The organism is Paenibacillus hunanensis (assembly GCF_034055775.1).
GTDB classification, from domain to species: Bacteria; Bacillota; Bacilli; order Paenibacillales; family Paenibacillaceae; genus Saccharibacillus; species Saccharibacillus hunanensis.
This window is the reverse complement of record NZ_CP139194.1, coordinates 4,527,011-4,551,039: the sequence shown is the minus strand read 5'-3', so window position 1 is coordinate 4,551,039 and position 24,029 is coordinate 4,527,011. Positions and strand designations below refer to the sequence as shown.

At 45.8% G+C, this 24,029-nt stretch carries 19 protein-coding genes and 1 CRISPR repeat array; of the genes, 13 read left to right on the top strand and 6 right to left on the bottom strand.

Annotated features, from left to right (window positions below; all coding sequences use genetic code 11):
• Nucleotides 1-143: 143 nt before the first annotated feature.
• The 3 genes from SK066_RS18460 to SK066_RS18450 form a co-directional block, all read right to left on the bottom strand.
• Entirely contained in the window at nucleotides 144-797 is a 654-nt protein-coding gene (locus SK066_RS18460; RefSeq protein ID WP_320542565.1) for a TetR/AcrR family transcriptional regulator, read from the bottom strand.
• A 32-nt stretch (nucleotides 798-829) separates the two neighbouring features.
• Nucleotides 830-2,065 carry an MFS transporter gene (locus SK066_RS18455; RefSeq protein WP_320542564.1) on the bottom strand — a complete coding sequence of 412 codons (1,236 nt, stop codon included), beginning with the start codon at nucleotides 2,063-2,065 and terminating at the stop codon, nucleotides 830-832.
• A gap of 643 nt (nucleotides 2,066-2,708) precedes the next feature.
• Entirely contained in the window at nucleotides 2,709-3,128 is a 420-nt protein-coding gene (locus SK066_RS18450) for a carboxymuconolactone decarboxylase family protein (protein ID WP_320542563.1), read from the bottom strand.
• A gap of 392 nt (nucleotides 3,129-3,520) precedes the next feature.
• On the opposite strand from SK066_RS18450, the gene SK066_RS18445 reads away from it, so the two are divergent.
• The 4 genes from SK066_RS18445 (at nucleotide 3,521) to SK066_RS18430 (ending at nucleotide 6,248) form a co-directional block, all read left to right on the top strand.
• Nucleotides 3,521-3,901 (top strand): MerR family transcriptional regulator, encoded by a 381-nt coding sequence (locus SK066_RS18445; RefSeq protein WP_320542562.1) that lies wholly within the window; start codon nucleotides 3,521-3,523, stop codon nucleotides 3,899-3,901.
• A 124-nt stretch (nucleotides 3,902-4,025) separates the two neighbouring features.
• Nucleotides 4,026-4,946, top strand: a complete 921-nt coding sequence (gene cysK / locus SK066_RS18440) for a cysteine synthase A (RefSeq protein ID WP_320542561.1) — start codon at nucleotides 4,026-4,028, stop codon at nucleotides 4,944-4,946.
• Between the two features lie 304 nt (nucleotides 4,947-5,250).
• Nucleotides 5,251-5,715 (top strand): MarR family transcriptional regulator, encoded by a 465-nt coding sequence (locus SK066_RS18435; protein ID WP_320542560.1) that lies wholly within the window; start codon nucleotides 5,251-5,253, stop codon nucleotides 5,713-5,715.
• Nucleotides 5,716-5,834: 119 nt separating this feature from the next.
• Complete coding sequence (locus tag SK066_RS18430) at nucleotides 5,835-6,248, top strand: nuclear transport factor 2 family protein (protein WP_320542559.1); 414 nt, start codon at nucleotides 5,835-5,837, stop codon at nucleotides 6,246-6,248.
• Between the two features lie 62 nt (nucleotides 6,249-6,310).
• Here the strand turns inward: SK066_RS18430 and SK066_RS18425 are convergent, their stop codons facing one another.
• The 3 genes from SK066_RS18425 to SK066_RS18415 all read right to left on the bottom strand — a co-directional run bounded on the left by SK066_RS18425 (nucleotide 6,311) and on the right by SK066_RS18415 (nucleotide 8,719).
• Nucleotides 6,311-6,895: a YdeI/OmpD-associated family protein gene (locus tag SK066_RS18425; protein WP_320542558.1), complete on the bottom strand. Its 585-nt coding sequence runs from the start codon at nucleotides 6,893-6,895 to the stop codon at nucleotides 6,311-6,313.
• Between the two features lie 190 nt (nucleotides 6,896-7,085).
• Complete coding sequence (locus tag SK066_RS18420; RefSeq protein ID WP_320542557.1) at nucleotides 7,086-7,622, bottom strand: DinB family protein; 537 nt, start codon at nucleotides 7,620-7,622, stop codon at nucleotides 7,086-7,088.
• Between the two features lie 152 nt (nucleotides 7,623-7,774).
• Nucleotides 7,775-8,719, bottom strand: coding sequence for a helix-turn-helix transcriptional regulator (locus SK066_RS18415; RefSeq protein ID WP_320542556.1), 945 nt, complete (start codon nucleotides 8,717-8,719; stop codon nucleotides 7,775-7,777).
• 118 nt (nucleotides 8,720-8,837) lie between these two features.
• Here SK066_RS18415 and SK066_RS18410 point away from each other — a divergent pair, with 118 nt between their 5' ends.
• The 9 genes from SK066_RS18410 to cmr3 all read left to right on the top strand — a co-directional run bounded on the left by SK066_RS18410 (nucleotide 8,838) and on the right by cmr3 (nucleotide 23,999).
• Entirely contained in the window at nucleotides 8,838-9,356 is a 519-nt protein-coding gene (locus SK066_RS18410) for a hypothetical protein (protein ID WP_320542555.1), read from the top strand.
• A gap of 401 nt (nucleotides 9,357-9,757) precedes the next feature.
• On the top strand, nucleotides 9,758-10,858 hold the full coding sequence (gene chvE, locus SK066_RS18405) for a multiple monosaccharide ABC transporter substrate-binding protein (RefSeq protein ID WP_320542554.1): 1,101 nt from the start codon (nucleotides 9,758-9,760) through the stop codon (nucleotides 10,856-10,858).
• Nucleotides 10,859-11,385: 527 nt separating this feature from the next.
• Complete coding sequence (gene mmsA / locus SK066_RS18400) at nucleotides 11,386-12,924, top strand: multiple monosaccharide ABC transporter ATP-binding protein (protein ID WP_320542553.1); 1,539 nt, start codon at nucleotides 11,386-11,388, stop codon at nucleotides 12,922-12,924.
• Between the two features lie 433 nt (nucleotides 12,925-13,357).
• Nucleotides 13,358-14,566 carry a multiple monosaccharide ABC transporter permease gene (mmsB, locus tag SK066_RS18395; RefSeq protein ID WP_188773468.1) on the top strand — a complete coding sequence of 403 codons (1,209 nt, stop codon included), beginning with the start codon at nucleotides 13,358-13,360 and terminating at the stop codon, nucleotides 14,564-14,566.
• 356 nt (nucleotides 14,567-14,922) lie between these two features.
• Nucleotides 14,923-15,750: a hypothetical protein gene (locus SK066_RS18390; RefSeq protein WP_320542552.1), complete on the top strand. Its 828-nt coding sequence runs from the start codon at nucleotides 14,923-14,925 to the stop codon at nucleotides 15,748-15,750.
• A 1,967-nt stretch (nucleotides 15,751-17,717) separates the two neighbouring features.
• Nucleotides 17,718-18,216: a CRISPR direct-repeat array (repeat unit 32 nt).
• A gap of 289 nt (nucleotides 18,217-18,505) precedes the next feature.
• Complete coding sequence (locus tag SK066_RS18385; RefSeq protein WP_320542551.1) at nucleotides 18,506-19,453, top strand: DUF6602 domain-containing protein; 948 nt, start codon at nucleotides 18,506-18,508, stop codon at nucleotides 19,451-19,453.
• 31 nt (nucleotides 19,454-19,484) lie between these two features.
• A complete protein-coding gene (gene cmr1, locus SK066_RS18380) occupies nucleotides 19,485-20,879 on the top strand; it encodes a type III-B CRISPR module RAMP protein Cmr1 (RefSeq protein WP_320542550.1) in 1,395 nt (464 codons plus the stop codon).
• Nucleotides 20,849-22,687 (top strand): type III-B CRISPR-associated protein Cas10/Cmr2, encoded by a 1,839-nt coding sequence (gene cas10, locus SK066_RS18375; protein WP_320542549.1) that lies wholly within the window; start codon nucleotides 20,849-20,851, stop codon nucleotides 22,685-22,687. Before cmr1 ends, cas10 begins: the two co-directional genes overlap by 31 nt.
• Nucleotides 22,656-23,999, top strand: coding sequence for a type III-B CRISPR module-associated protein Cmr3 (gene cmr3, locus SK066_RS18370; protein WP_320542548.1), 1,344 nt, complete (start codon nucleotides 22,656-22,658; stop codon nucleotides 23,997-23,999). The genes cas10 and cmr3 overlap by 32 nt, the downstream gene beginning before the upstream one ends.
• Nucleotides 24,000-24,029 lie beyond the last annotated feature (30 nt).

The window sequence follows — 24,029 nt, the reverse complement described above, 5'->3', positions numbered from 1 at the left end:
CTCTGCGTTATTGGACAGTGTTACTCTAGTTGCGGAGTCCTGCTCCATGTTGTCGGAACGATGCTACTCTAGCTTCTGAATCACTCTCTATATGACGTGAATGTACTTGTATGGGCGCATCGTCTGGACACGTATATCTATATCTATACCTCAGGCGGCGAAGCAACATAGTGCAGCAGCATCGTAATCACTGGCAGATCCATCTCATCCAGCGCATTCGGTTGAAAGTGATTCTGGTGATTACTGAGAATCAGACGTTGCAGCACACCCATAATCGTCTGGAAAATAAGAGCGCCCGTACGGTGGGGATCAAGCTGGGAGAACAGTGTGCCATCGGCTATGCCTGCTTGTAGCGGATCGAGTAGAAAGCCGCTCTTTTGCCCCTCGTACACGAATTGCTCATATCGCTGACGCAGCTCATCCTTGATCTGCATTCCGTCATAATACAGATCGAACAGTACGATAAAACGCAGTTCCTGACCATGCTGACGCGCATAATCAACCCAGCTGTGCAAGATTGACTTCAAGCGCTCAAAGCCTGTGCGCTCTGGTTGATCGGCGGCCACCAGCCAATCGGTCATATGCGTCAAAATGCGCATTTGTACTTCAAATACAACTTCATTGATATCATCAAAATGCTTATAAAAGGTGACACGGCTGATTCCAGCGAGCTTACAAATATCGTTCACCCGAATATCCGGAAAATTGTGCTGTAAAAATAGCTGCTGTCCTGCCTGAATTAGCTCATCGCGATGCTGGCTGCGTACATGCTGGTGCCAGGATTCCTGTTCACTCATCTTTAACCTTCCTTTGATAGCGGACGATTAGATTAGGAAGCATGATCGTCCGTCGATATTGGCTTGCTTCTGGTCTGGCGTGCAGACGTTTCGCGCACAAGTGCAAGTGTAGCAATAAGAATGATAGCTCCCACAATATACGGAAGCTCGATATGTTTGTCAAACAGTGTACCAGCTACGACCGGGCCAATAATGCTACCGATACTGCCATACGTTGTATTCAATCCAGCAACAAAGCCCTGCTCATCGTCCCCTGCATGATTGGCAAGCAGAGTGTTCACTGTAGGTCGTAAAAAGGCATTAAATGCGAAAAAGAGTGCCGATACGGCTAGCAAATATCCCAGATTGACCGGGATCAGCATTAGTAGTAGTGCAACAGCCGTAACGACCAGCGATAGCCGAATCAGACGATATTCACCCAGCCAGCGGATGACGCGATCCAGCAGCCAGACCTGCACGACAATACCGACGATGGCACCAAGTGTAATAATGATCGCAATCTCTGAGGCGGTAAAGCCATACTTTTGCTCAACATAGAGCGAATAGACCGTTTCATAGGTCATCAAGCCGAAGGTCATCACCAGAATGAGTAGCAGATAGCGAAAATAAGATCGGTGGAACGATTGCCCTAATTGCTGGAGCATGGAGGTTTGCGGCTTGTTGCTACTTTGAATCGCGGCTGTTCGGCGTTCTGGTGGTAGTGTTTCCTTGAGCCATAGCGTCATGATTGTGGCGACTAAGCCAAGCGCCGCTGCTACCAGATATGGAACTCGAATGCCATACGTAGCGATCAAGCCGCCCAGCCCGGGACCGAGCACCATGCCAAGATTCATTGCGGCACTGAGATAGCCCATGCCTTTAGCGCGTGTCTGCTGCGTCGTCACATCAGCGACATAGGCGAGCACCGAAGGCACCATAATGCCCAGCCCGATTCCGCCGATAAAGCGTGCAATATACAGGGCAGGCAGATTATACGATACAGCAAAAATATAGTCCGAGATCACCGTCAAAAATAACCCGGCGAGGATCATCCGTTTCCGCCCAAACCGATCGGACATGCGTCCTCCAATCGGTGAAAAGATAAACTGTGCCGCACCAAACGCAGCTACCAGATAGCCTGCCGCTGTTCCGGCTGCATCGAACTCCTGCAAATACTGCGGCAAAATAGGAATAACCATCCCCTGACCAAGCAGGGCAATAAATAAATTGAGCATTAAAATACCGAGCGGAAAGCCACGCCCGGAACGTAGTGGAGATGAATCTGTCATGTTGGAAAAGCTCCTTTAATGTAGTGGATAAGTAGAGAATAATAGGTGATAATGCGCAAGATTAGCTGCGATGAATCCGTTTATTGTTCGAAGTGTGGCGGCTTCTATGTTTGGGATAGGATGGATTCTCGTGCTGGTATAGATGGAGATTCGTCGCTTGTGTGACCAGACATTGTACAAGTTAAGTATGGTTTACTTAATGTAAAGGGTAACGGTGCGTAAATGATTATAATGCAGGTATAAGTTTTCTGTAAAGAAGTTTGTGTGTTATTGGGAATAAATGTAGGAAGTTATAGGTATGGAAGATGTATAGAAGAGGTGATTTTTCGTCACATCTATTTAGTATGTAAAAGCCAGTACAATACACAAAAAAGCCTGCTATACCCATCTTAGCGATTAGATACAGCAGACTCCGTAAACCAATTTATATTAATCTAATTGACGATCATGTAGATACATTAACCTTTACTCTCATTAAAATAGCATCATATGCGTTACATATGCTTGTATCGTAGTTCGGATTGGCATTGAACTTGAATTGCGTGTGCTTGAACAACACGTCTGCACTCCATCTGTTCTACGTCCAAGCTGATTTTTATCTATTCCTGATCCTATAAAGCCATCCAGTCTCATGATCGTGCGATCAAGCTAGTGGTAACAATCCCCGTTGCTGAAACACTTCTTTTGCTACTGTCATTGCATTCAGCACACGCGGGAATCCAGTGTAAGGAGAGCAGTGAATGATCGCTTCGGAGATTTCGGCTGGTGTTAGTCCTACGTTCAGAGAGGCGTTCACATGTACACGAAGCTGGGCTTCGCAGCCACCAAGTGTGGTTAGAGAAGCGATCGTTACGAGTTGACGCTGACGGTCGTCGAGTATTGGGCGTGAGTAAATATCGCCAAAGGCGTACTCGATCACATATTTGCCAAGGTCAGGTGCGATATCCTGAAAGGAAGCGATGACCTGTTCTCCAAGCTCGCCGTGCATAGAACGTAATTTGTTCCAGCCGCGATCGTACCGACTTTCTTCATTACCTGTAACGTGCTGTGTTTGCTTATTCATATGAATAGACCTCCTGCTTAATAGATGGTGAAGCTAAGAAGAGATAGGGCATGACAGATCAGAAATGATAGACAGAACCGATCAGATTAGCGCTACAGCTTGCTTCGACTTATTTAGCATAGAGCTTAGAGCGCGCTCAAAGGCAAGGGGGAATTTACAAACGATAATATTGCAGGTGTAGCGTCAGAGACAATTTCGTAAAATATTGTGGTGTAGGTGTAGGTGTAGGTGTAGGTGTAGGTGTAGGTGTAGGTGTAGGTGTAGGTGTAGGTGTAGGTGTAGGTGTAGGTGTAGGTGTAGGTGTAGGTGTAGGTGTAGGTTACATGCAAATATAGTTTCCGACCGCGTTAGTCAACATCTTCTCTCCAAACGCAGTATGGTATAGTAAACGTATGGAAAACACACTATCAATACAGGAAATGACGGTTATAACTGGACTGAGTGCGCATACGCTTCGATATTATGAGCGAATTGGCTTGTTACGTGACGTGAAGCGTAATGAGCAGGGATATCGAGTGTATCATAAGCAGGATGTGAGCTGGGTGCAATTTTTACTGCGTTTGCGTGATACAGGGATGCCGATTGCAGGAATGCAGCGATTTTCAGAGCTGCGTAGTCAGGGCGACATGACCGCATCCGCACGCCGCGAGATGCTAGAACAGCATCATGCACAGCTGGAGCAGCAGCTTCAGCTACTACAATCCCATCTGCATAATATTGGCGACAAGATTGAGTATTATCGGGAGCTGGAGAAGAAGACAACCCTATTATAGTAGGTGGCATTAGCGATCGGCAACTAACGCTGATTGCCGTGATATGGGTACAAAAGGATACGCTAACCCATAGCTATCAATCGCCAATCCGCAAGGCTATGTATAAATTAAAGGAGCATTATCCATGGACAGCAAAGTAGTACAACATATTAGTGAACTTGTTGGAGATACACCGGTCTTAAAATTAAACCGTCTAGCTTCACCGGAATGGGCGGATGTATACGTCAAATTGGAATATTTTAACCCGAGCGGCAGTGTAAAGGATCGTGCAGCACTGAATCTGATCATACAGGCGGAGAAGTCGGGCGAGCTACAGCCTGGCAGTACGATTATTGAGCCGACGAGTGGCAACACAGGGATTGGACTGGCGATGAATGCCGCTGCACGTGGATATGGAGCGATTCTCGTTATGCCGGATAATATGTCACAGGAACGGATTAGCATTTTAAAAGCGTATGGAGCACAGGTTGTGCTCACTCCTGCGGCTGAGAAAATGCCCGGTGCGATCCGCAAGGCAGAGCAACTGCTAAGTGAAATTCCGAACAGCTATATGCCAAGGCAGTTCGACAATCCTGCTAATGCAGATGCACATCGGCATACGACAGCACTGGAGATTTTGGAGCAGATGGAAGGTAAGCTGGATACATTTGTCGCTTCTGCGGGTACAGGCGGAACGATTACCGGTACAGGGGAGACATTGCGTGAGCATCTGCCTTATCTGCGTATTATGGTCGTGGAGCCGAAGGGCTCGCCTGTTCTATCTGGCGGTCAGCCGGGACCGCACAAGCTGGTCGGTACAAGCCCGGGCTTTGTGCCTGCGATTCTGAACACGTCGATCTATGATGAGATTGTACAGGTTGCGGATGAGGATGCCTTGTCGATGATGAAGGAGCTGGCAAGGCAGGAAGGCTTACTGCTTGGCCCATCTTCGGCAGCAACGGTATGGACAGCAGTGCAGGAGGCAAAGCGGCTTGGCGCAGGGAAGAAGGTACTGTGTATCGCGCCGGACAATGGTGAGCGATATATGAGTATGGGGTTGATTTGACTCGGTAGAGAAGCCATTGTGAGCGTATATATTGATATGAATTAGTAATCGTAGATGAGTGAAAAGCAGCTCATCACCTAACAGCATAGCTATCTTGATCGATAGCAAGCCAGTTTGCCCATTCACATGATTAGGAAATGCGTGGATGGACAGGCTGGCTTGTTTTATTTGTAAGCTATAGCCTGGGCAGACAAGGGAATTGACGGAATCAGGGCAATCCAATTAAAAAAGCACAGTTGACGGATATATAATTAACCAGTAAACTATAATTATTAACCGGTTAATTATAATAGGAGGAAGATAGATGGATGCGATGCAAAAACAAGCATTTCAAGCAGTAGAGCAGTTATTGCTCAAGCGCGAGCAAAATGTGCAGCGGCAACAACAGCTGGCTGAACAAATGGCAGCAGAAATGGACGTGCCTTCTCATAAATGGACAATTACGCAGCTACATTTGCTATCGATTTTACAGAGGCAGGGCGAGGCCAACAATATGTATCTGGCTGAGCAATTACGTATTTCACGACCAGCGGTTACCAAGGCGACAGCGATCCTGCTCAAGCATGAGCTGATTCGGGAAGTACGCAGACCTCAGAATCTGAAGGAAGTCTATTACACGCTTACACCAGCAGGCGAGCAGCTGGCTACGATTCATGAGCGACTGCATAGCCGTTTAGTAGAGCAATACGAGCAGCTGTTCAGTCAGTTTGATGAGTCAGAATTGACTACGATTATTCGATTTTTGCATGCATGGGCAGCATATATATGATGGCTTTTATAGTAGATATTTTGATCGTGTTAGCATCTGCTTCTGCTCCACTATTTACAGCCATACAGGGCTGATGAATCGCAGGAATCATAACTTTTCTATCCATGGAGGATGATACAATGAACAAGCAATTGAGCAAATCGGAAGCACTGGTATTTTTAAATAAAATGTATCGCGATGTAGTCATTGGGATGGATGATACATGTATTGATCGGTATTTTGCCCCTGATTATGTGCAGGTTACCGATGGTGTACGGAGTAATCTGGATGAGTTTAAGCATCATGTTCGTATGCTACGGCAGGAGGTGCGGTCGATTGCAATTTCACCGTTTACGCATTATGCCTATGATGAGCCTATACAGACCGCTACCCTCCGCTATATTGTCGATGTGGAGAAGAAGAGCGGCAAGCATGGACAGGTCGAGCTGATAGCGATTTTTGAGCTACAGGGTGAGCAGGTAGTACGTTGTCATGAGCTATCGTCTCCACTAGATCAGGGGTCTGATTTTAAAGGAATTGCTAGCTTGAGTTAATGGTACGATCTATATAAGAAAGCCAGCTAACCCTCTACATATGTAGGGTTAGCTGGCTTTCTTCAATTCTCACTGTCCGATTCATTCCATAATCGTCCATGATCATGCCATTGTCCATACATCCGGTTTACCCGCGTGTGCTCGATCAATGTATCCAGCCTGCGAGCAAACAGCTCCGGCTGGTGACGAACATTTTGAATATTATCGATCCGTATTCTGCGATATAACTCAGGCATGGCGATAAAGTGCGCATATACCTCAGGCTCACGCTGTAGCCGCTCCATAATCTCCGCATCCACGACGAAATGCTCAATGTCCATATCAGGCAATACCCGTCGTCCAGCGGCTGTCATCTGTCCAAGTCGTTCCAGTCGGCGAACACGCTCCTTATTTAGCTCGGTCCATGAGCTGTTGCGCCGTCTTGGCGACATCCGCTGCGCCAGTACGCCGTCAGGTGTTTTCTTTTTCACGCCATCGATCCAGCCAAAGCATAATGCTTCCTCTACCGCATCAAGGTAAAGGAGCACATCGTCCGCAGCCTGGATACGCACAGCGATCCAGCAATAGGCGGTATCGTCATGATGCAGATGCAGCCATTCGCGCCACGCTGCTCGTGAAGTGATCGGTAAAATGGGTTCTGTAGACATGTGGAGTAGCTCCTTTCCGCGATTGATGCAGTTTTATTGGGCTAGTATGGGGAGCATACCGGGCTAGGCAACGGATCGATTGTAGAGGTTTAGATTAGCTTGAACAGGTTAGTGAAGGAATGGATATCAAACGATTATTTCAGCGTATCTAGCTAATATTGCTCCTATATGCAAGATGACGATCAGCGCATCAAACGGAATCAAGCGAACCGGATGACGCTTGCTGTGGCTGCTGGTACAGATACAGAATATAATCGTTCATCACCGAAGAATATCCGAGCTGGCGTAGCATCGTCGTGATATTGCCGCGATGATACGTACCATGATTGACCAGATGCAGCACCAGCTCTTCCAGCGATAGCTCGCGCGCACCGGCATACGGATTGTTCACGACAAGCTTGTGTGATAGATCGGTCTGGTCGATCCATTGTGTATACTGCTGCGCCTGCTCAGTCAGACGAGCCGCGCATTCAGATAAATCCCACTGGTTGCCTATCGGTACTAACGGCTGACTCTGCTCCAATGCATCTACCATTTCCATACCGTTTAGCACCAGATACCACATATGATCGACCACATATAGATGAGCAAGTGTCGCCGAGATGGTCGGGTAGGAGCTTAGTGTCTCCTCGTGAAATACGGAAGCAGGCAGCTCCTGCAATCGTGCCAGAAGGGTTTCATTTGCCCAGTGGTGATAACGTAGCATATTGCTGGTTGTACTATTCATAGATCAGCTCTCCTTTGGATATGTAGAATGAATACTATTTACAAACCGAGTATAGCAAAGGAAGTATGACAACAGACTGTCATATTTGCGAAGTGTATCACGAAATATGAAGTGAATTTTGAGAGATGGAATTAAAGGAGTTTCGGCTTATCTTACTCATAGCGCTCTAGCATCTGATGGAGCTTCTGCTTCATCGTCGCACGCACCTCTGGCGGATGCAGCACCTCGGCATTCTCGCCAAAGCTAAGCAATGTGCCATATAGCCATTTCGTTTGCTTCGGTTGCTGAAGAAGGATGCGAATAGTCATGCTACCATCGGAGTGGAATTGACGCTCGGCGTGCTGGAATTGATCGAGTGCATTCGCAATAGCATCCTGGTTGATACCAATAACAACCTCTGTGCTTGTATGGGAGAACGGTTGCTCCGGTTGCAATGAAGTGGCTGGTTGTTCTGTATGTACCGTTGTATTCGATTGAACTTCATGCTGTCGTATCGTAAAATACTGGTCTCGTAGCACCGTACTCAGCATGCGAGATAATCGGAATTCGCGGACGCTTTGCCGGGAGCGACAATAGCCAGCCACATACCATGCCCCGTATTTAAAATAAATCCGACTCGGCTCCAACTCGCGAGTGGTGCGTTCATTATTGGCATTGAAATAGTCAAACTGCACGACCTGTTGCTCGGCAATCGCCTGACGAAGTAGCTGTAGCAGATGAGTGTCAGTATGATACGACTGAAAATTGATATCAAGCCGCGGTAGCTGGTGAATATTCTCGATACTTTGCAGCCGTTCGATCGTTTCCTGCACCTGTGTATCCTCGAACATCGTTGACAGACTGTGCAGCACCGTAATGAGCGAAGCGACATCGTGAGAACCGAGCAGACTTTTATCCAGCTTATAGCCATCGATCATCCCGTAGCCGCCCTGGCTTCCCTGATGTGATACTACCGGAAACCCAGCCGCCCCGATCGTATCCATATCCCGATAGATCGTCCGCGCCGATACGCCATATTCCTCTGCTAGCATGCTTGCGGATAGGACATCGTGATTGAGTAGCTTGTAGATGATGGAGATGAGGCGTTCTAGTTTCATGGTGAATTCCTCCATTTATTTTACAATTGTAGATGAAGTATGACAGAATGGATCTAATAATTAAAAGTAGAACGGTTAAGCAAAATATATATCCCTACTATGAGATACAGAGGTAACGATGTTCAAGAAAATTGTGGTATCTGTTATATTATTTTATTTCATGACGGAAGCTGTGCTGGGATTTACTACGTTTGCATTGTTTCCTCCCTCTATGAAGCTGACCTCGTTGACAGCAGAATCCTTAGAAAAAAGTTCGGGATTTAGCGAGTATGCCACAGAAGATGCAGAGCATTTTATGAACTCTAATCATTATTTGCTACATCAATATAGGAAAGATCGCGATTATTCAGACTATACAATGGTGCATCTATCACTAGACATCCGAAACCATACCTGGATTCGAGGGATACGTAATGTTCAGGTAACATTTCAACCTTCAGATTCAATGACTTCTTTATATTATACGAATGAAGCTGTGCTTATTGATATTAAGCGAGGTTCCGATAGCGAATATGGATTGTCGATTGCGATGACCAATGAAGCCTACATACAATTCATGGATAAGAAGTTACCGGGTACTCTTACGCTAAGCTGGGGGTATGGGAATAAGAAGGAATTTGAGCTGGATCAAATTTGACTACAATTTGTCTGTTGTGAGATTTAGCTGTTGCGAATGGCAAAACAATCAATAAGATCATTTCATTTTAAACTAGCCCTGGTTGAGTTAGCTGTAGCGCTCATTCAGGGCTATTTGTTGTATGGGATGAAGTTCGGTTGCTACAAATAAACAATTATTGCAACAGAATACGAATTTACAAAAATGAAGTCCGATTTTTATAAAAAAGGTCAAATAAACGAAAAGACACCACTTCCATCTCAATGCTATCCTAATTTACGAAAGCGTTACCAAAACATCTCGAACGGCACAACCAGAAGCAACACGCATCCAACTTGACAGCATCATCCTGCTTCTGCAACGCCTCATATCCATTCCCAAACCATGCTGCTTGCAGCATATTCACGAAAGGAGCATCCGTAATGAAAAGGGGACTTATCCTGCTGCTGATCGCTGCGATGATGATCACCCTCAGTGCCTGCAATCTGGCGGAAAGCAGTGCAGGTAGCAGAGAGAAAGGCTATGTCGGTATCGCCATGCCGACCAAATCGTCGGCGCGCTGGGTAGCGGACGGCAATAACATGGTGAAGCTATTCCAGTCCAAAGGCTACAAAACCGACCTGCAATACGCCGAGGACGTGGTCGAAAACCAGATTTCCCAGATTGAGAACATGATCACCAAGCAAGTCGACGTAATCGTCGTCGCTGCGATCGACGGTAACACACTGACCGACGTGATCGGCAAAGCCCACGCGCAGGGCATTCAGGTGATCTCGTATGACCGCCTGATCATGAACACACCTTACTTAAGCTACTATGCGACCTTTGATAACTTCAAGGTCGGCGTACTGCAAGCATCGTATATTGAGAAGCGCCTTGGACTCGACAAAGGCAAAGGCCCATTCAACATCGAGCTGTTCGGTGGCTCACCGGATGATAACAACGCCTACTTCTTCTTTAACGGTGCCATGTCTGTACTGCAACCATACATCGATTCCGGTAAACTCGTCGTCCGAAGTAAACAGACCACAATGGCACAGATCGCCACCCTACGCTGGGATGGCTCACTCGCCCAGGCGAGGATGGACAACCTGCTAAGCGCCTACTACGGTAGCGACAAGCTAGACGCTGTGCTGTCACCATATGACGGCATCAGCATCGGAATTATCTCATCCTTAAAAGGCGTAGGCTACGGCTCCGCCGACAAACCACTACCGATCATCACCGGACAGGATGCCGAGCTCGCTTCGATCAAATCCATCGTAGCTGGCGAACAAACCCAGACCATTTTCAAAGACACCCGTAAACTCGCCGAAAAAACAGTCGGCATGGTCGATAGCATCCTGCAAGGCAAAAAAGCCGAAGTGAACGACACCAAAACCTACAACAACAACGTCATGGTCGTCCCAGCCTACCTGCTCGACCCGGTATCCGTCGACAAAGAAAACGTCAAAGAACAAATCATTGGCAGCAACTACTACACCGAGCAAGAAGTATACGGCAACAACGCACCAGCGAAGTAAAAGAGAGATCAACGTGCTTGTATTCTGTCTGCAACCAGGCACTACAAGCCGAATTCTCGCTCAAACTACCATTGGTAAAAAGAAGTCTACTTTTTCCTGATACGTCACATATGTCGTGCACACCAAAGCCCATAACAGACATACCCTGGCTATTACAGTACGCATGATATACAAGACTTTAAAATGCCTTAAATCCCTAAAACCTATCAATCTCTAAAGCATCGAAATCTGTAAATCTTTAGTTTTTTTAACCATAAAATCTTTAAGCCTTCAAATCTCAGATTCCTAAATCCCAAAATCCTTTGAATTACCTGCCCCCGCGCAGAAAACGGCATGGATGCCTTTGCACGGAGCGGAGGGAAGGGAATGGGGAAAAGGGCGACTTTGGAGCACCGAGAATCTACCTTCACTCCTAATCCGTAGATTCTCGGTGCTCCACCCGAGCCCGTTCCCCATCCCTTCCCATAGCGGTTCCTTGCAACACGCACCACTGCCACCCATTCAAGCCAATGAAAGGAGATAGACCCATGCCCGACAACATCATTTTGGAAATGAAAGGCATCACCAAAACCTTCCCCGGCGTCAAGGCACTGGAGAACGTGAACCTGAAAGTACGCAAGGGCGAGATTCATGCGCTCTGCGGCGAAAATGGCGCTGGCAAATCCACACTGATGAAGGTGCTGAGTGGCGTGTACGGCTACGGTAGCTATGACGGCGACATCATTTTCGAAGGCCAGACCTGCCAGTTCCGCAACATCAAGGACAGCGAAGAACTCGGGATCGTCATCATCCACCAGGAGCTAGCACTGATTCCATATCTATCGATCGCCGAAAATATTTTCCTCGGCAACGAACGCAAAAAAGGCGGCGTGATCGACTGGAACGAAACGATGCAGCGCACGCGTGAGCTACTCGACAAGGTCGGCTTGAGTGAACCACCCGGCACACTCGTAACGAACATCGGTGTCGGTAAGCAGCAGCTGGTTGAGATCGCCAAAGCGTTCTCCAAACGCGTAAAGCTACTCATTCTCGACGAGCCCACAGCCGCACTAAATGAAGACGATAGCGAGAATCTGCTGGAGCTGCTACTCGGCTTCAAGAGTCAGGGCATCTCCTGTATCATCATCTCGCATAAATTAAACGAAATCGCCAAGGTCGCCGATTCCGTTACCATTTTGCGTGACGGACAGACGATTGAGACGCTTGATATGAAAAAAGATGAGGTGAGCGAAGATCGCATCATTAGCGGCATGGTCGGTCGCGACCTAACCCATCGTTATCCGCAGCGCACGCCACGCATCGGTGACGTAACGCTCGAAGTACGCGATTGGAACGTCTACCATGAACAGCACGCCGACCGCAAAATGATCGATAACGCCAACCTGAACGTACGCCGCGGCGAGATCGTCGGCATCGCCGGACTGATGGGTTCGGGTCGTACCGAGCTGGCCATGAGCATCTTCGGTCGCTCGTATGGCAAAAATATTTCAGGTACGCTCATCAAGGACGGCAAAGAAATTCGCAACAACGACGTCACCCAGGCGATCAACAACGGCTTCGCCTACGTCACCGAGGATCGCAAGCACTATGGACTCGTGCTGATGGACGATATCAAACGTAATATTTCCCTAACCGGACTGGAACGCCTTTCGCGTGGCACCGTCGTGAACGAACACGAGGAAGTACTCGTCGCCGAAGACATGCGCAAACGCATGAAGATCAAAACGCCAAGCATCCTGCAAAAAACAGGCAACCTGAGCGGCGGTAACCAGCAAAAAGTTGTACTCGGCAAATGGATCTTCTCCAACCCCGACATCCTGATCCTCGACGAACCAACCCGAGGCATCGACGTCGGCGCCAAATACGAAATCTATACCATCATCAACCAGCTCGCCGATGAGGGCAAAAGCATCATCGTCATCTCATCCGAACTACCCGAAATCCTAGGGATCTGCGACCGCATCTACGTCATGAACGCCGGCCAAATCACCGGCGAGGTCACCCGCGAAGAAGCAACCCAGGAAAAACTAATGGCCTACATGACCCGCGATAAAGCAAAGGTGTAACACCACCAAGCTGTAAGCCTGTAGAAACGTCATGTCAAACCAAAACCAATGCAAAAATCAACAGTTCAAAATAAAATATAAAACGATATACACCAAAAAGCATCCAACCGTGGTATCCAATACAACCACAAACCAACAACTGTAATTTAAAAACCTGCCATAAACGCGCAGAACGAACGCATACATCCAATCTTCCCGGCCACCCCCATGTTTGGAGGGGACTTGGTACTTCTTCGCTCGTACAAAGCGAAGGGAAGGGAATAGGGAAAAGGGCGACTTTGGAGCACCGAGAATCTACATTCACTCCTAATCCGTAGATTCTCGGTGCTCCACCCGAGCCCGTTCCCTATCCCTTCCCGTAGCGCCTCCAACGTGCGAATGCGAAGCTTCCAATCCCATCCACCCAACATAACAGTTGAAAGGAGCTACACCCATGTCCACATTAAGCAAGCCCGTCAAAGAAAAGGACAAGCAAGGCGGACTCAGCCGCCTATTCAAAGGCAATATTCGCCAATATGGTATGATCATCGCTCTCATTTTCATCATGCTGCTGTTCCAGGTTTTAACAGGAGGACTGCTGCTCAAGCCGATTAACATCACCAACCTGATCCTGCAAAACAGCTACATCCTCGTGCTCGCGATCGGGATGGTGCTCGTCATCATCACCGGGCATATCGACCTGTCTGTCGGTTCCATCGCCGCCTTCGTCGGAGCCATCTCCGCGATCTTCATGGTCAACTGGCAAATGAACCCGGTGCTGGCAGTTATTCTGTCCATCGTCATCGGTGGTCTGATCGGTGCATGGCAGGGCTTCTGGGTTGCGTATGTGCGCATACCCGCCTTTATCGTCACACTAGCCGGGATGCTCTTGTTCCGAGGTTTGACGATGATCGTACTGGAAGGTCAATCGATCTCGCCATTCCCGAATGGCTTCCAGAAGATCAGCTCCGGCTTTGTACCTGACTTTACGAATGCGGCAACGAATATCGTCGCGATTATCGCAGGTATCGCTCTATCGGTACTGTATGTATGGACAGAGCTACGCGGTCGTGCCGCACAGCGCAAGTATAACTTTGATACCGGCTCACAGGGATTGTTTATCGGTAAGCTGGTGCTCGTGATCGCGATCATCAACCTGTTTACATTCGTACTGGCAAGCTATGCAGGGATTCCAACGATTCTCGTCCTGTTGTTCCTGCTCATCATTATCTATTCGTTCGTGATGAACCGTACCGTGATGGGTCGTCACGTATACGCCATCGGTGGTAACGAAAAAGCAGCTGGCCTGTCCGGTGTCAAAACGAAAAAGGTCACCTTCTGGGTATTCGTCAACATGGGCGTACTCGCCGCAGTCTCCGGTCTGATTTTCGCCGCTCGCCTGAACGCAGCGACTCCACGCGCAGGCACCAACTTCGAGCTGGATGCCATCGCAGCCTGCTTCATCGGCGGCGCATCCGCAGCTGGCGGAATCGGAACCGTATTCGGCGCTATTATCGGCGGTCTCGTTATGGGCGTACTGAACAATGGTATGTCCCTGATCGGACTCGGAATCGACTGGCAGCAGGGCATTAAAGGTCTGGTATTGCTGCTGGCAGTAGCGTTTGATATTTATAATAAGAATAAAGGTACGAGTTTGAAGTGATGGCTTAATATGTTTTAGTTACGTGCTTATTCTATGTATAAATAAAGAGCTCTCTTCAGTCATCTAATTGGCTGAAGAGAGCTCTTTATATTTATTAAATTAATCTCTTTCTCAAAATAAGAACGATTAAAACGAAGAATTTCAGTGAGCAGTAATTATTGATAATTCATAAGAATATTTAAATTTAATTCCATTTGTGGTAAAATAGTGGGCGTTGTAAATTACAGATATCTATATTCAATTTATTTTATTCACATATGCTTTGAACATCTATTTTCTTTAAAGAGCTTACAAAGCATATTTTATATATATTCCATAGCAGTCTTCGCAAAAGTTAATTTAGGAGGATTTACCAAATGAAGAAAGTAGGTTTAGCATTTTTAAGTTTCTTGTTAGTAGCACTAATTATGATTAATCCAGTCAATGCAGAATCAAACACAGATTCAGATAATAGCAGTATTGAAGCTATTCAACAAAATTTACTAGTCTATCTTCAGTCTTTGAATATTAAGACCAAAGAAGAAGCTGAAAATGGAATTGCGACATATTTTAATGAAAATCCTATAAATGAGGATATCGTTGCAGCATACTATGCTAAGCAAAACAAAAAAACATCTTTACCTGAGTATGAAGGTACCACTAATCCAGATCAGGATTTTATTGCTTATATGGAAGAAAACATAGAAAAGAATAATTTCAATGAGCATGAGATTTCAAATGGAGTAAAAATTATTTTTACAAATAGTCCTGTTTACTTTATAGAATCAAGCGAAAATGACCAATCTAATGTATTGCAGGATTCCAATATTAGAGTGAATGCTCTTGCCAAAGCGAGCAAACAAACAGATATTAAGACATGGACTTATGAAGGTAATAATATTTTAGGAATGAAGCTTTTTGAAGTCGGAGTTAAGGGCTATTTTACTTATAATGGTGCGAACTCAAATGGGCATTTGGTAGATGCCTGGTATAACAAAGGATTAGCTTCTACATGGCAAGTAAGTAATTGGGACAAAGGTGTACGAAGTGTAGGCAACGGTAAATCTAGAGTTTACGCATCTGGTAATTTCCATTGGGGAGCAGAGATAAAAGGATATGGCTTCACTATTCAAGATGTATATGTTAATTTATACCTTGAAGGTGATAAGAATGGAGGCATTCTTTACAATAAAGAAGTTCATTAAAGTGAGGTGAAATAATGCTTAAGTTCTTTTCTTCTAAATCATTTTGGATAACGTTTATTATTTTTGTGCTACTTTACAGTTTGAATGTAATGGTGAATGATATTTCAATTGGTAATGTAATCCAATCATTTGTGGCTGCATTGTTTCTTGCATTAGTGTCTGCCCTAATCATTGGAGGAATTATTTACATGATTATAAATGCCTACAAAAGAAAGAACAAATACAATTAAACGCCAATAAGCTAAAAAATGTTCAATATCTGAATTCCTTTGTTAAGGACATTTTTAAAAGAGGCTAGGCTATCTCAAGCTGCCGTCTGTAAGTACAGACAGCAGCTTTTTTTAAGTTCTATTACCCTTGCTCTAAGTTCGCTCTACATTGTTAACCAGCTTCTGCTAGTTTGGCTACAAATCCGCGATCTACTCAAAAGTGTCCCAGGTAAGGACGTCGCGAAAACAAAAAAAACCGCTGGTCATACTGGTTGATAAACCCAGTTCGGCAGTTTTCTTAGGATATGCTTATAATATTATCAGCGATTACCAACGTATTTGCTAGCCAATTTATCTTTCTCGTATCATAAGCTATATTTACACCTCTATAATAAACCAGAGCGTCTGGAAAGTGAGAAGGGGAAGCACCTGCTTGTGTCATTTCATAATAGATATTGTATAGAGTACTATGAACTGAAAAGAATTAAAAAGTGCGAACCTGAAGCTCCCATAAAAACTCTAGGAGGTTCGCACCCCTTGCTATATAAGGGATTAGAGGTTTTTATTGAGTTTTTAGGTGGAATCCGATAAGGTCAATACAGAGGTTCGCACTTTTGAGGGTGAGAACCCTTATAGGAGGTGGCCTTTTTAGGGGTACAGTCGCTCCTCACGCAGGAGTGTGGATTGAAAGTTAAGCGCAAAACTGCTCGGCCCTGTGTATGGTGGGTCGCTCCTCACGCAGGAGTGTGGATTGAAAGAGTGAAGTTATGGAAAAATTTCAAGAAACTGGAGAGTCGCTCCTCACGCAGGAGTGTGGATTGAAAGGTTGTAGAAAGTTTAATAGCTGTAATCATTGTGGTCGCTCCTCACGCAGGAGTGTGGATTGAAAGATTAAGGCCGAGATGCTCCATAATATCTGTCATTGTCGCTCCTCACGCAGGGCAGATGGATTAAAAGCAGGAAAGGACCGTAACGAGTTATTCTTCACGGTCTTTTGTTGTATACGAGAGTAAAGCATTTCTTTGGAGAAAAAGAAACGAAAAAGTGCGAACCTGAAGCTCTCATTAAAACCCCGGAAGGTTCGCACTCCTTGCTATATAAGGGATTAGAGGTTTTTATTGAGTTTTTAGTCGGAATTAGATAAGGTCAATACAGAGGTTCGCACTTTTGACGGTGAGAGCCCTTATAGGACGTGGCCTTTTTGGGGGTAAAGTCACTCCTTACGCAGGAGTGTGGATTGAAAGTAAAACTTCCATGAATATGTGCATCAGCACGAAGTCACTCCTTACGCAGGAGTGTGGATTGAAAGTCTGTCCATAGGCTAAAAGTGTAGGTACCTCCAGGTCACTCCTTACGCAGGAGTGTGGATTGAAAGTCGGTGCAATTCAAACATATCTGCTTTCGTCATATGTCACTCCTTACGCAGGAGTATGGATTGAAAGGTAATCGTACCGCTTGGAGACTTCACACAATTGAGTCGCTCTTTACGTAGATGGATTAAAAGCATGAGAGGATCGTGACGAGTTATTCGTCACGGTCCTTTGTTGTATACAAGAGTAAAGAATTTCTTTAGAGGAAAAGAAACGAAAAAGTGCGAACCTAAAGCTCCCATGAAAACCCTGGGAGGTTCGCGTTCCTTGCTGGATAAGGGATTAGAGGTTTTTATTGAGTTTTTAGGTGGAATCCGATAAGGTCAATACAGAGGTTCGCACTTTTGAGGGTGAGAACCCTTATAGGACGTGGCCTTTTTAGGGGTACAGTCGCTCCTCACGCAGGAGTGTAGATTGAAAGTTCGTCGTTATCCTTGAATCGTCGTCCGTTCTGCCGCGTCGCTCCTCACGCAGGAGTGTAGATTGAAAGTTGTAGCGACTCGATATATTGTTTGTCGCTTTTCCAGTCGCTCCTCACGCAGGAGTGTAGATTGAAAGTTCATCATATCTTGAATTGCTTGTGAACTAAGATGTCGCTCCTCACGCAGGAGTGTAGATTGAAAGTAGGCATTCCAGTAATGTATAGCTTTTGAGTTCGGTCGCTCCTCACGCAGGAGTGTAGATTGAAAGTACATGTGCAATCTATTACACCTACAACAAGCGGTCGCTCCTCACGCAGGAGTGTAGATTGAAAGTAATTTAAACCAACAGTGAGGGGCTTAATGCCCCGTCGCTCCTCACGCAGGAGTGTAGATTGAAAGTATAAGTGGTGATATATTGGTTGCCATACAGAGAGTCGCTCCTCACGCAGGAGCGTGGATTGAAAGTGTACAACCATGAATAGTCCCGTCGAGTATTGCATGTTGCTCCTTATACTGAAAAGAGCAGCGAAGTCATACGTACCCTTTATAAATCAGTAAAAAACAGACCGCTTCATCGACGGTCTGTTTTTTATTTTCCAAGATATAAAGGTCTTTGAACCGAGCTAGGAACCAATGATGTAAATATAACGTGACTATTCGAGTTCTTTTTACTATAATCAGTAAAAATGGTAGTTATATTTTACTATGTATATTTATTACTTTTATACATCATATAGTAGAAAGGAATCAGGTGATGGCGACTTCTTCTAGTAAGGATAAGCAAGTATTCGAGCAAATCGAAAAGAACTACCGCTACTTAAACAAGACCATGGTTGAAGAAATTAATATTGCGGCTGTGCATGGTGGGTTGACTGGTGATTACCGAGAGGAAATGTGGATCAAGTTTTTTCGGAGTATCATTCCACTCAAATATTCTATTGCACAAGGCGTCCTGATTATCGATTCCGAAAAAAGAGTATCTCGCGAAGTCGACATTGCGATCTATGACGATCAGTACACGCCATATGTATTTCAATACAACACGCTTAAATTTATTCCGATTGAAGCTGTTGTCGTAGCGATTGAATGTAAAAGCACTGATGTGGATGAAGAAGCTTTGATCACTTGGGCAGACAGTATTACACAATTAGAACCTAAAGCATCCGGCATTGCTCGAACCCTATCGGGATATTCTGTAGGCTTTACAAACCCCACGCAGAAAAAATCACGGCCGATTCGTATCTTGGCTACCAATTTAACCAAAGTCAAAGATACAACGATCCAAAATCATATCACGAATCTTCAAGGTAGCTTTGATTTTGTGATACTTAAACAGCCGAAGGAAGATACGTTGTTTGAAGTTATTGTACCTAACGAAAATAAGAGCTTAGGTTGGTGGGGAGATACGTTAAATGGATTACCTCTTCAACAAGAAGGCGAAGAAATCTTGAAATTGCATCCCACTACCCCTGCATTATTTGAAGGAATGACTAAGAGTCATCCAGAGCTGAAATTTAATGAGGAGCAAGTGGCTTTGGACAATACGCTTGCTGACCTTAGAATACCGAATAATCCGCTCCTTACGCTTAACTTTCAGCTTAATCAATTGCTGATGCTGATTAATAATCCTATGTTGTTCCCTCATTTTGCGTATGCTAAAGCATTTCAAGAAGTTGCTTTACAAACCCAGTCATTGAACTAGGCTCATCATAAATGAAAGGAGAATGACATCCTTGCGAAAATTACCTTCGTTACCTCAGGAAAGTAAATCACTTCCCACAACAACGAAAACAGTATATCCGATCGTGAAGTATGATATTCACCTCGTAACGTTATTATTTGGTGGCGGATACCAAGCAGGTGAAGTGGATAAGAATCATCCCATTCGTATAAGTGCTATCCGCGGACAACTTCGTTTCTGGTGGCGTGCCATCCGGGGCGCTGCGTTTACAAATGCCTATGATCTGCGCAAGCGCGAAGTCGAGATTTTTGGAGATACCGATCACGCCAGTCCCATCAAAATGTGGGTAGAGCAAGTACAAGGGTTTGTACATCCTCAAAGCGATTCTTTATATCCTCGCTATGTATTTCAGGACAAACTAACTAGGGAGAAATGTCTGAAGGATGGACGATTCACACTGTGTATAGAATATACCTCTAACGTTACTCCACTTAGTGAATTAGAGACAGATATCAATGCAGCGTTATGGGGATGGATCAATTTTGGTGGAATAGGGATGAGAACTCGGCGTGGATGCGGCAGTTTATATTGTACATCCTTTTCTCCAACCGAGAGAATGAATGCCAATGAACTGATGCGATGGTTAGAGCAACAGTTACATACGTTCCAATCCGATTTTCAGATGGAGGATACCCAGAGAGAGTGGCCAATACTCAGCGGTACATTTACCGTTTCGCGTCAGGCCAAACCTATTTTGGAAACGAAAGTCAAAGGTGAATTCGAGCTTGGAGCATGGAAAAATATCATCGAAGCATACCAAAAGTTTCGTCAAAGGAAAGCCTCTAGTAACCGTATGGGTCGATCTGCGTGGATGGAGCCTGATGTACTACGTCATGTGATGGGAATGAAAGAGACAGATCACGATACTCCATTCCCGGAAAGCAAAAGTAAAGCGTTGATAGCGTTCCCGAGAGCGCAATTCGGGCTCCCTATCAATACTCAATTTAAGCAAGATTCTAAGCTTAAATTAGATATCTTTTTTTCGGAAAATGCAGATCCCTATCCTACACAGCTCTTGCCCAAAGGTAAAACGAGATTAGCTTCGCCTTTAATCCTTAAACCGATTGCTGTGAGTCCAACACAAGGGTTTAGCGCGATCATTGTTCTGAATCAACCGCCACTTGAGGAAGTAGAACTCCATTTAAATCCATCCCAAAAGACACCAAAAACGCGAACGTTAAAGCAACAACAGCATTGGGACGCAGTCAAAAATCGTTTAAAAGAATTAAGGATTACAGCCAAACATATCTATCCTGCATCATCGGATCACCCAACCATCAATTATAAAGAAAATCCAATCCTGGGCTATTCTTCCGCCATCGATGCTTTTCTTAACAGTAAGGAGGTCAGAGCATTTTGTCAGCATTCCACCAACAGAAAATCATGATGCTTTTCTCCATCGGACCCGTTCAAGAATTTATCGCTCAGGCTCGGCGTACAAGGGACCTCTGGTTTGGTTCACACCTGCTATCTGAACTGAGCTGGGCAGGCGCGACGGCGTTTCAAGAGCTGGGAGGAAAAGTCGTTTATCCCGTTCTGTCTACAGCTACTGCGTCCGATCGGGGAAGTGCGCCTAATCGTATCCTCGGTATTATCGGATCAGATGTAGACCCGCAGCGCATAGCTTTTAACGTCAGACACGCGATGAGTGGTGTCTGGATGGAGCATGTGAAGCAAGCCCGTACTCAAGTAGAGGGTCTGATTAAAGAAAACACCTGGGATCGACAGGTAGCCGATCTGATCGAGTATTACGCGGTATGGAGACGGTACGATGTAGACGCTTCCTCCTATGCGGAGACGCTAGCTCAAGTAGAGCATGATATGACCGCTCGCAAAACCTTGCGGGATTTCAGACAAAATGAACCCGGTGTACTGTATGGCGAAGTAAAATCCACACTGGATGGCGGTAGAGAATCGGTGTGGTTAACACCACGTCATGATGGTGAAGCTGCCAAACAACAGCAACAACTCCTTCGCTTAGGCGTGAAAAAGAATGAGCAATTGGATGCGATATCCATCGTAAAGCGAATGAAAACGGCATTATCGGATCAACATACGTTTCCTTCTGTGTGTGAAATGGCCTTTCTTCCTTTTCAACATCGCCTAACTGAGGATGCAGCCACTTCTGAACTCGTTCATGCCTACCAGCGCAAAGTAAACGCCTACATAGGAGAGAAGTTATTGGCGGGCTCGACACTCAAGGAGCCGTTGGATGCGCGTCTATTTTATGCGCGTCGCGTCGAAGAGTATATCGATGAACATACAAAAGGCAACCTTCAAGAAAAAGAACAGTGGGCGCAGCAGATTAATCAGTGGCTGGGCGACCTCTATCGACGTATTCCAGAACCTACACCGTACTATGCCTTTATCGTCGCAGATGGTGACCGTATGGGACATATGCTTCGATCCATTCAAAATGATGAAGAACATATTACATTTTCTGAAAAACTATCTGCCTTCTCAGCACAAGCTAAGCAGATTATAGCTAAGTGTGAGGGTCAACTGATCTATGGCGGCGGCGACGATGTGATGGCGTATGTCCCTGTGCATACCTGTCTTCAAGTCGCAGAAGGATTACGCCAGGCATTTCAGGAGAACGTTTCCTCTAATACAACGGGACAATCCGCTACGCTATCTGTCGGTATGGTCATTGTACACATGTTAGAGCCGCTAGAAGAAGTACGCCAGTGGGCACAGGCCGCTGAGAAACATGCGAAACAACAGCGGAATTCTTTAGCGATCCATGTTCATAAACGCGGCGGAGGCGACCAATTGCAGATGTCGCTTTCCTTTAACGGTGATCCGGTTGGAACGCTTATAGGCTTACTGATCGATTTCCGTCAGGGTTATTTCTCGACGCAATTGGCCTATGAATTGCGCAATCTGTACATTACCTATCGCCAGTTAGCCAAGTCATCTTCGTGGCTACATAAAGATTCCGTTCTGCACGAGGTATTACATGACGAGATCAGACGTCTGGCTGTGAAGAAAAAGCCAACATCGATAAGTGAAGAGCTGCATCAAGCCTTCCGTACTAAACTACTTGACCTGTTCAACGGACATGGAGATTCTTCCATCGCATTGCCTGATCCACTGCTTCGGTTACAACAACTTACCGAGCAACTTATTTTGACGATTCAGCTAGAGGAGGTACGCGCAGCCCATGAAGACATTCATCCGAGTCCAACCCCTTGATCCGATTATGATTCGCGATGGACGCCCCTTTACTCGTACACCGGGTATTCGTGCACATACATTAAATAATATTTCTCCTAGCGTACTCGCAGGTTCCATTCGCACCCTGCTAACTAAACGAGCGCAGGCTTCTGAAGGAACTTCTACCAATTATAAACGATTGACGAAAACAAAAATTCGGGGTCCGGTGTATGTATGGAAGGATCAGATGTATTTTGCCGTGCCTCAAGATGCGCAGGTGTATGAAAATGGAGAACACTTGCATATTCAGCCCGTTGAACCGCAGCCAAAGCCCGATGAAGATAGCGGGTTTTTCGGCACGGGTAAAATGGGACTCTATGACGATCTCTGGTTACCGAAGGTTGCTGTATCTCAAGTGACCGAAGCAAAGAGCGGAGAATACAAACTAGCATCAAAACAGCCAACCCATGTGAGTGCAGCGTACATGTACCGATGGTTAAGTCAGCCTACCGTATCATTCCGAAACGAATACGCGGATCAGGTGAAAGCATGGCAAGAAGAATTAAAAAAGTCTACTCTGAAGCCAGAGAATCATACTTTTTTACCTTTATTTCAGAAAGAGGAACGAACCCATATTGAGCATGATCTGCTCACCTCCAGAGCTAAAGACCAACAATTGTTTAACACTCAATCGCTTGTTCTCCCTAAAGATTTGACCTTGCAGGCTGAAATGATACTGCCAGAACAAGAACAGTGGCGTGAAGGGTTGTCTGAACTTCATCCGATGGGTGGCAAACGCCGCCTTGCCCATTTTACGGAAGAGCATACGCTGCCTGAAGATCGATGGAACTGCCCGGAAGAAGTCGCACAAGCACTGGAAAATCAATCGTATTTTCGGATCGTGTTAGCGACCCCTGCCTATTTCCGTCGGGGCTGGCTCCCGAGCTGGCTGAATGAAGACATGGAATCCAATGATTCGTTTGGAAAATTGTTCAACACAACCTTACGGGTGCGGTTACGCTGGGCTTGTGTACCGCGGTGGGAAGCGGTATCGGGTTGGCGTATGGAGAAAACGATGGCAAAAGATCAGGCTACTGTCCCATCGACATCTACAAAACCGTATAAAGGGGAAGGTCACGAAAAAGCGATTCGCCGTATGGTTCCAGCAGGCAGTGTGTATTTCTTTGAGGTGATCGAAGATGCACAAGGTGTAAAAGGCAATCCGGCTGAGTTAGCCAAAGCGATGTGGCTGCAATCCATATCGGATACGAATCGCCGCCATGAAGCATTTGATCAAGAAGATGGCTGTGGATTAGCACTCTGGGGTGTATGGCGGCATCCCGACCTATAATTCGGATTGAGATAGAAGCATAACTAACCT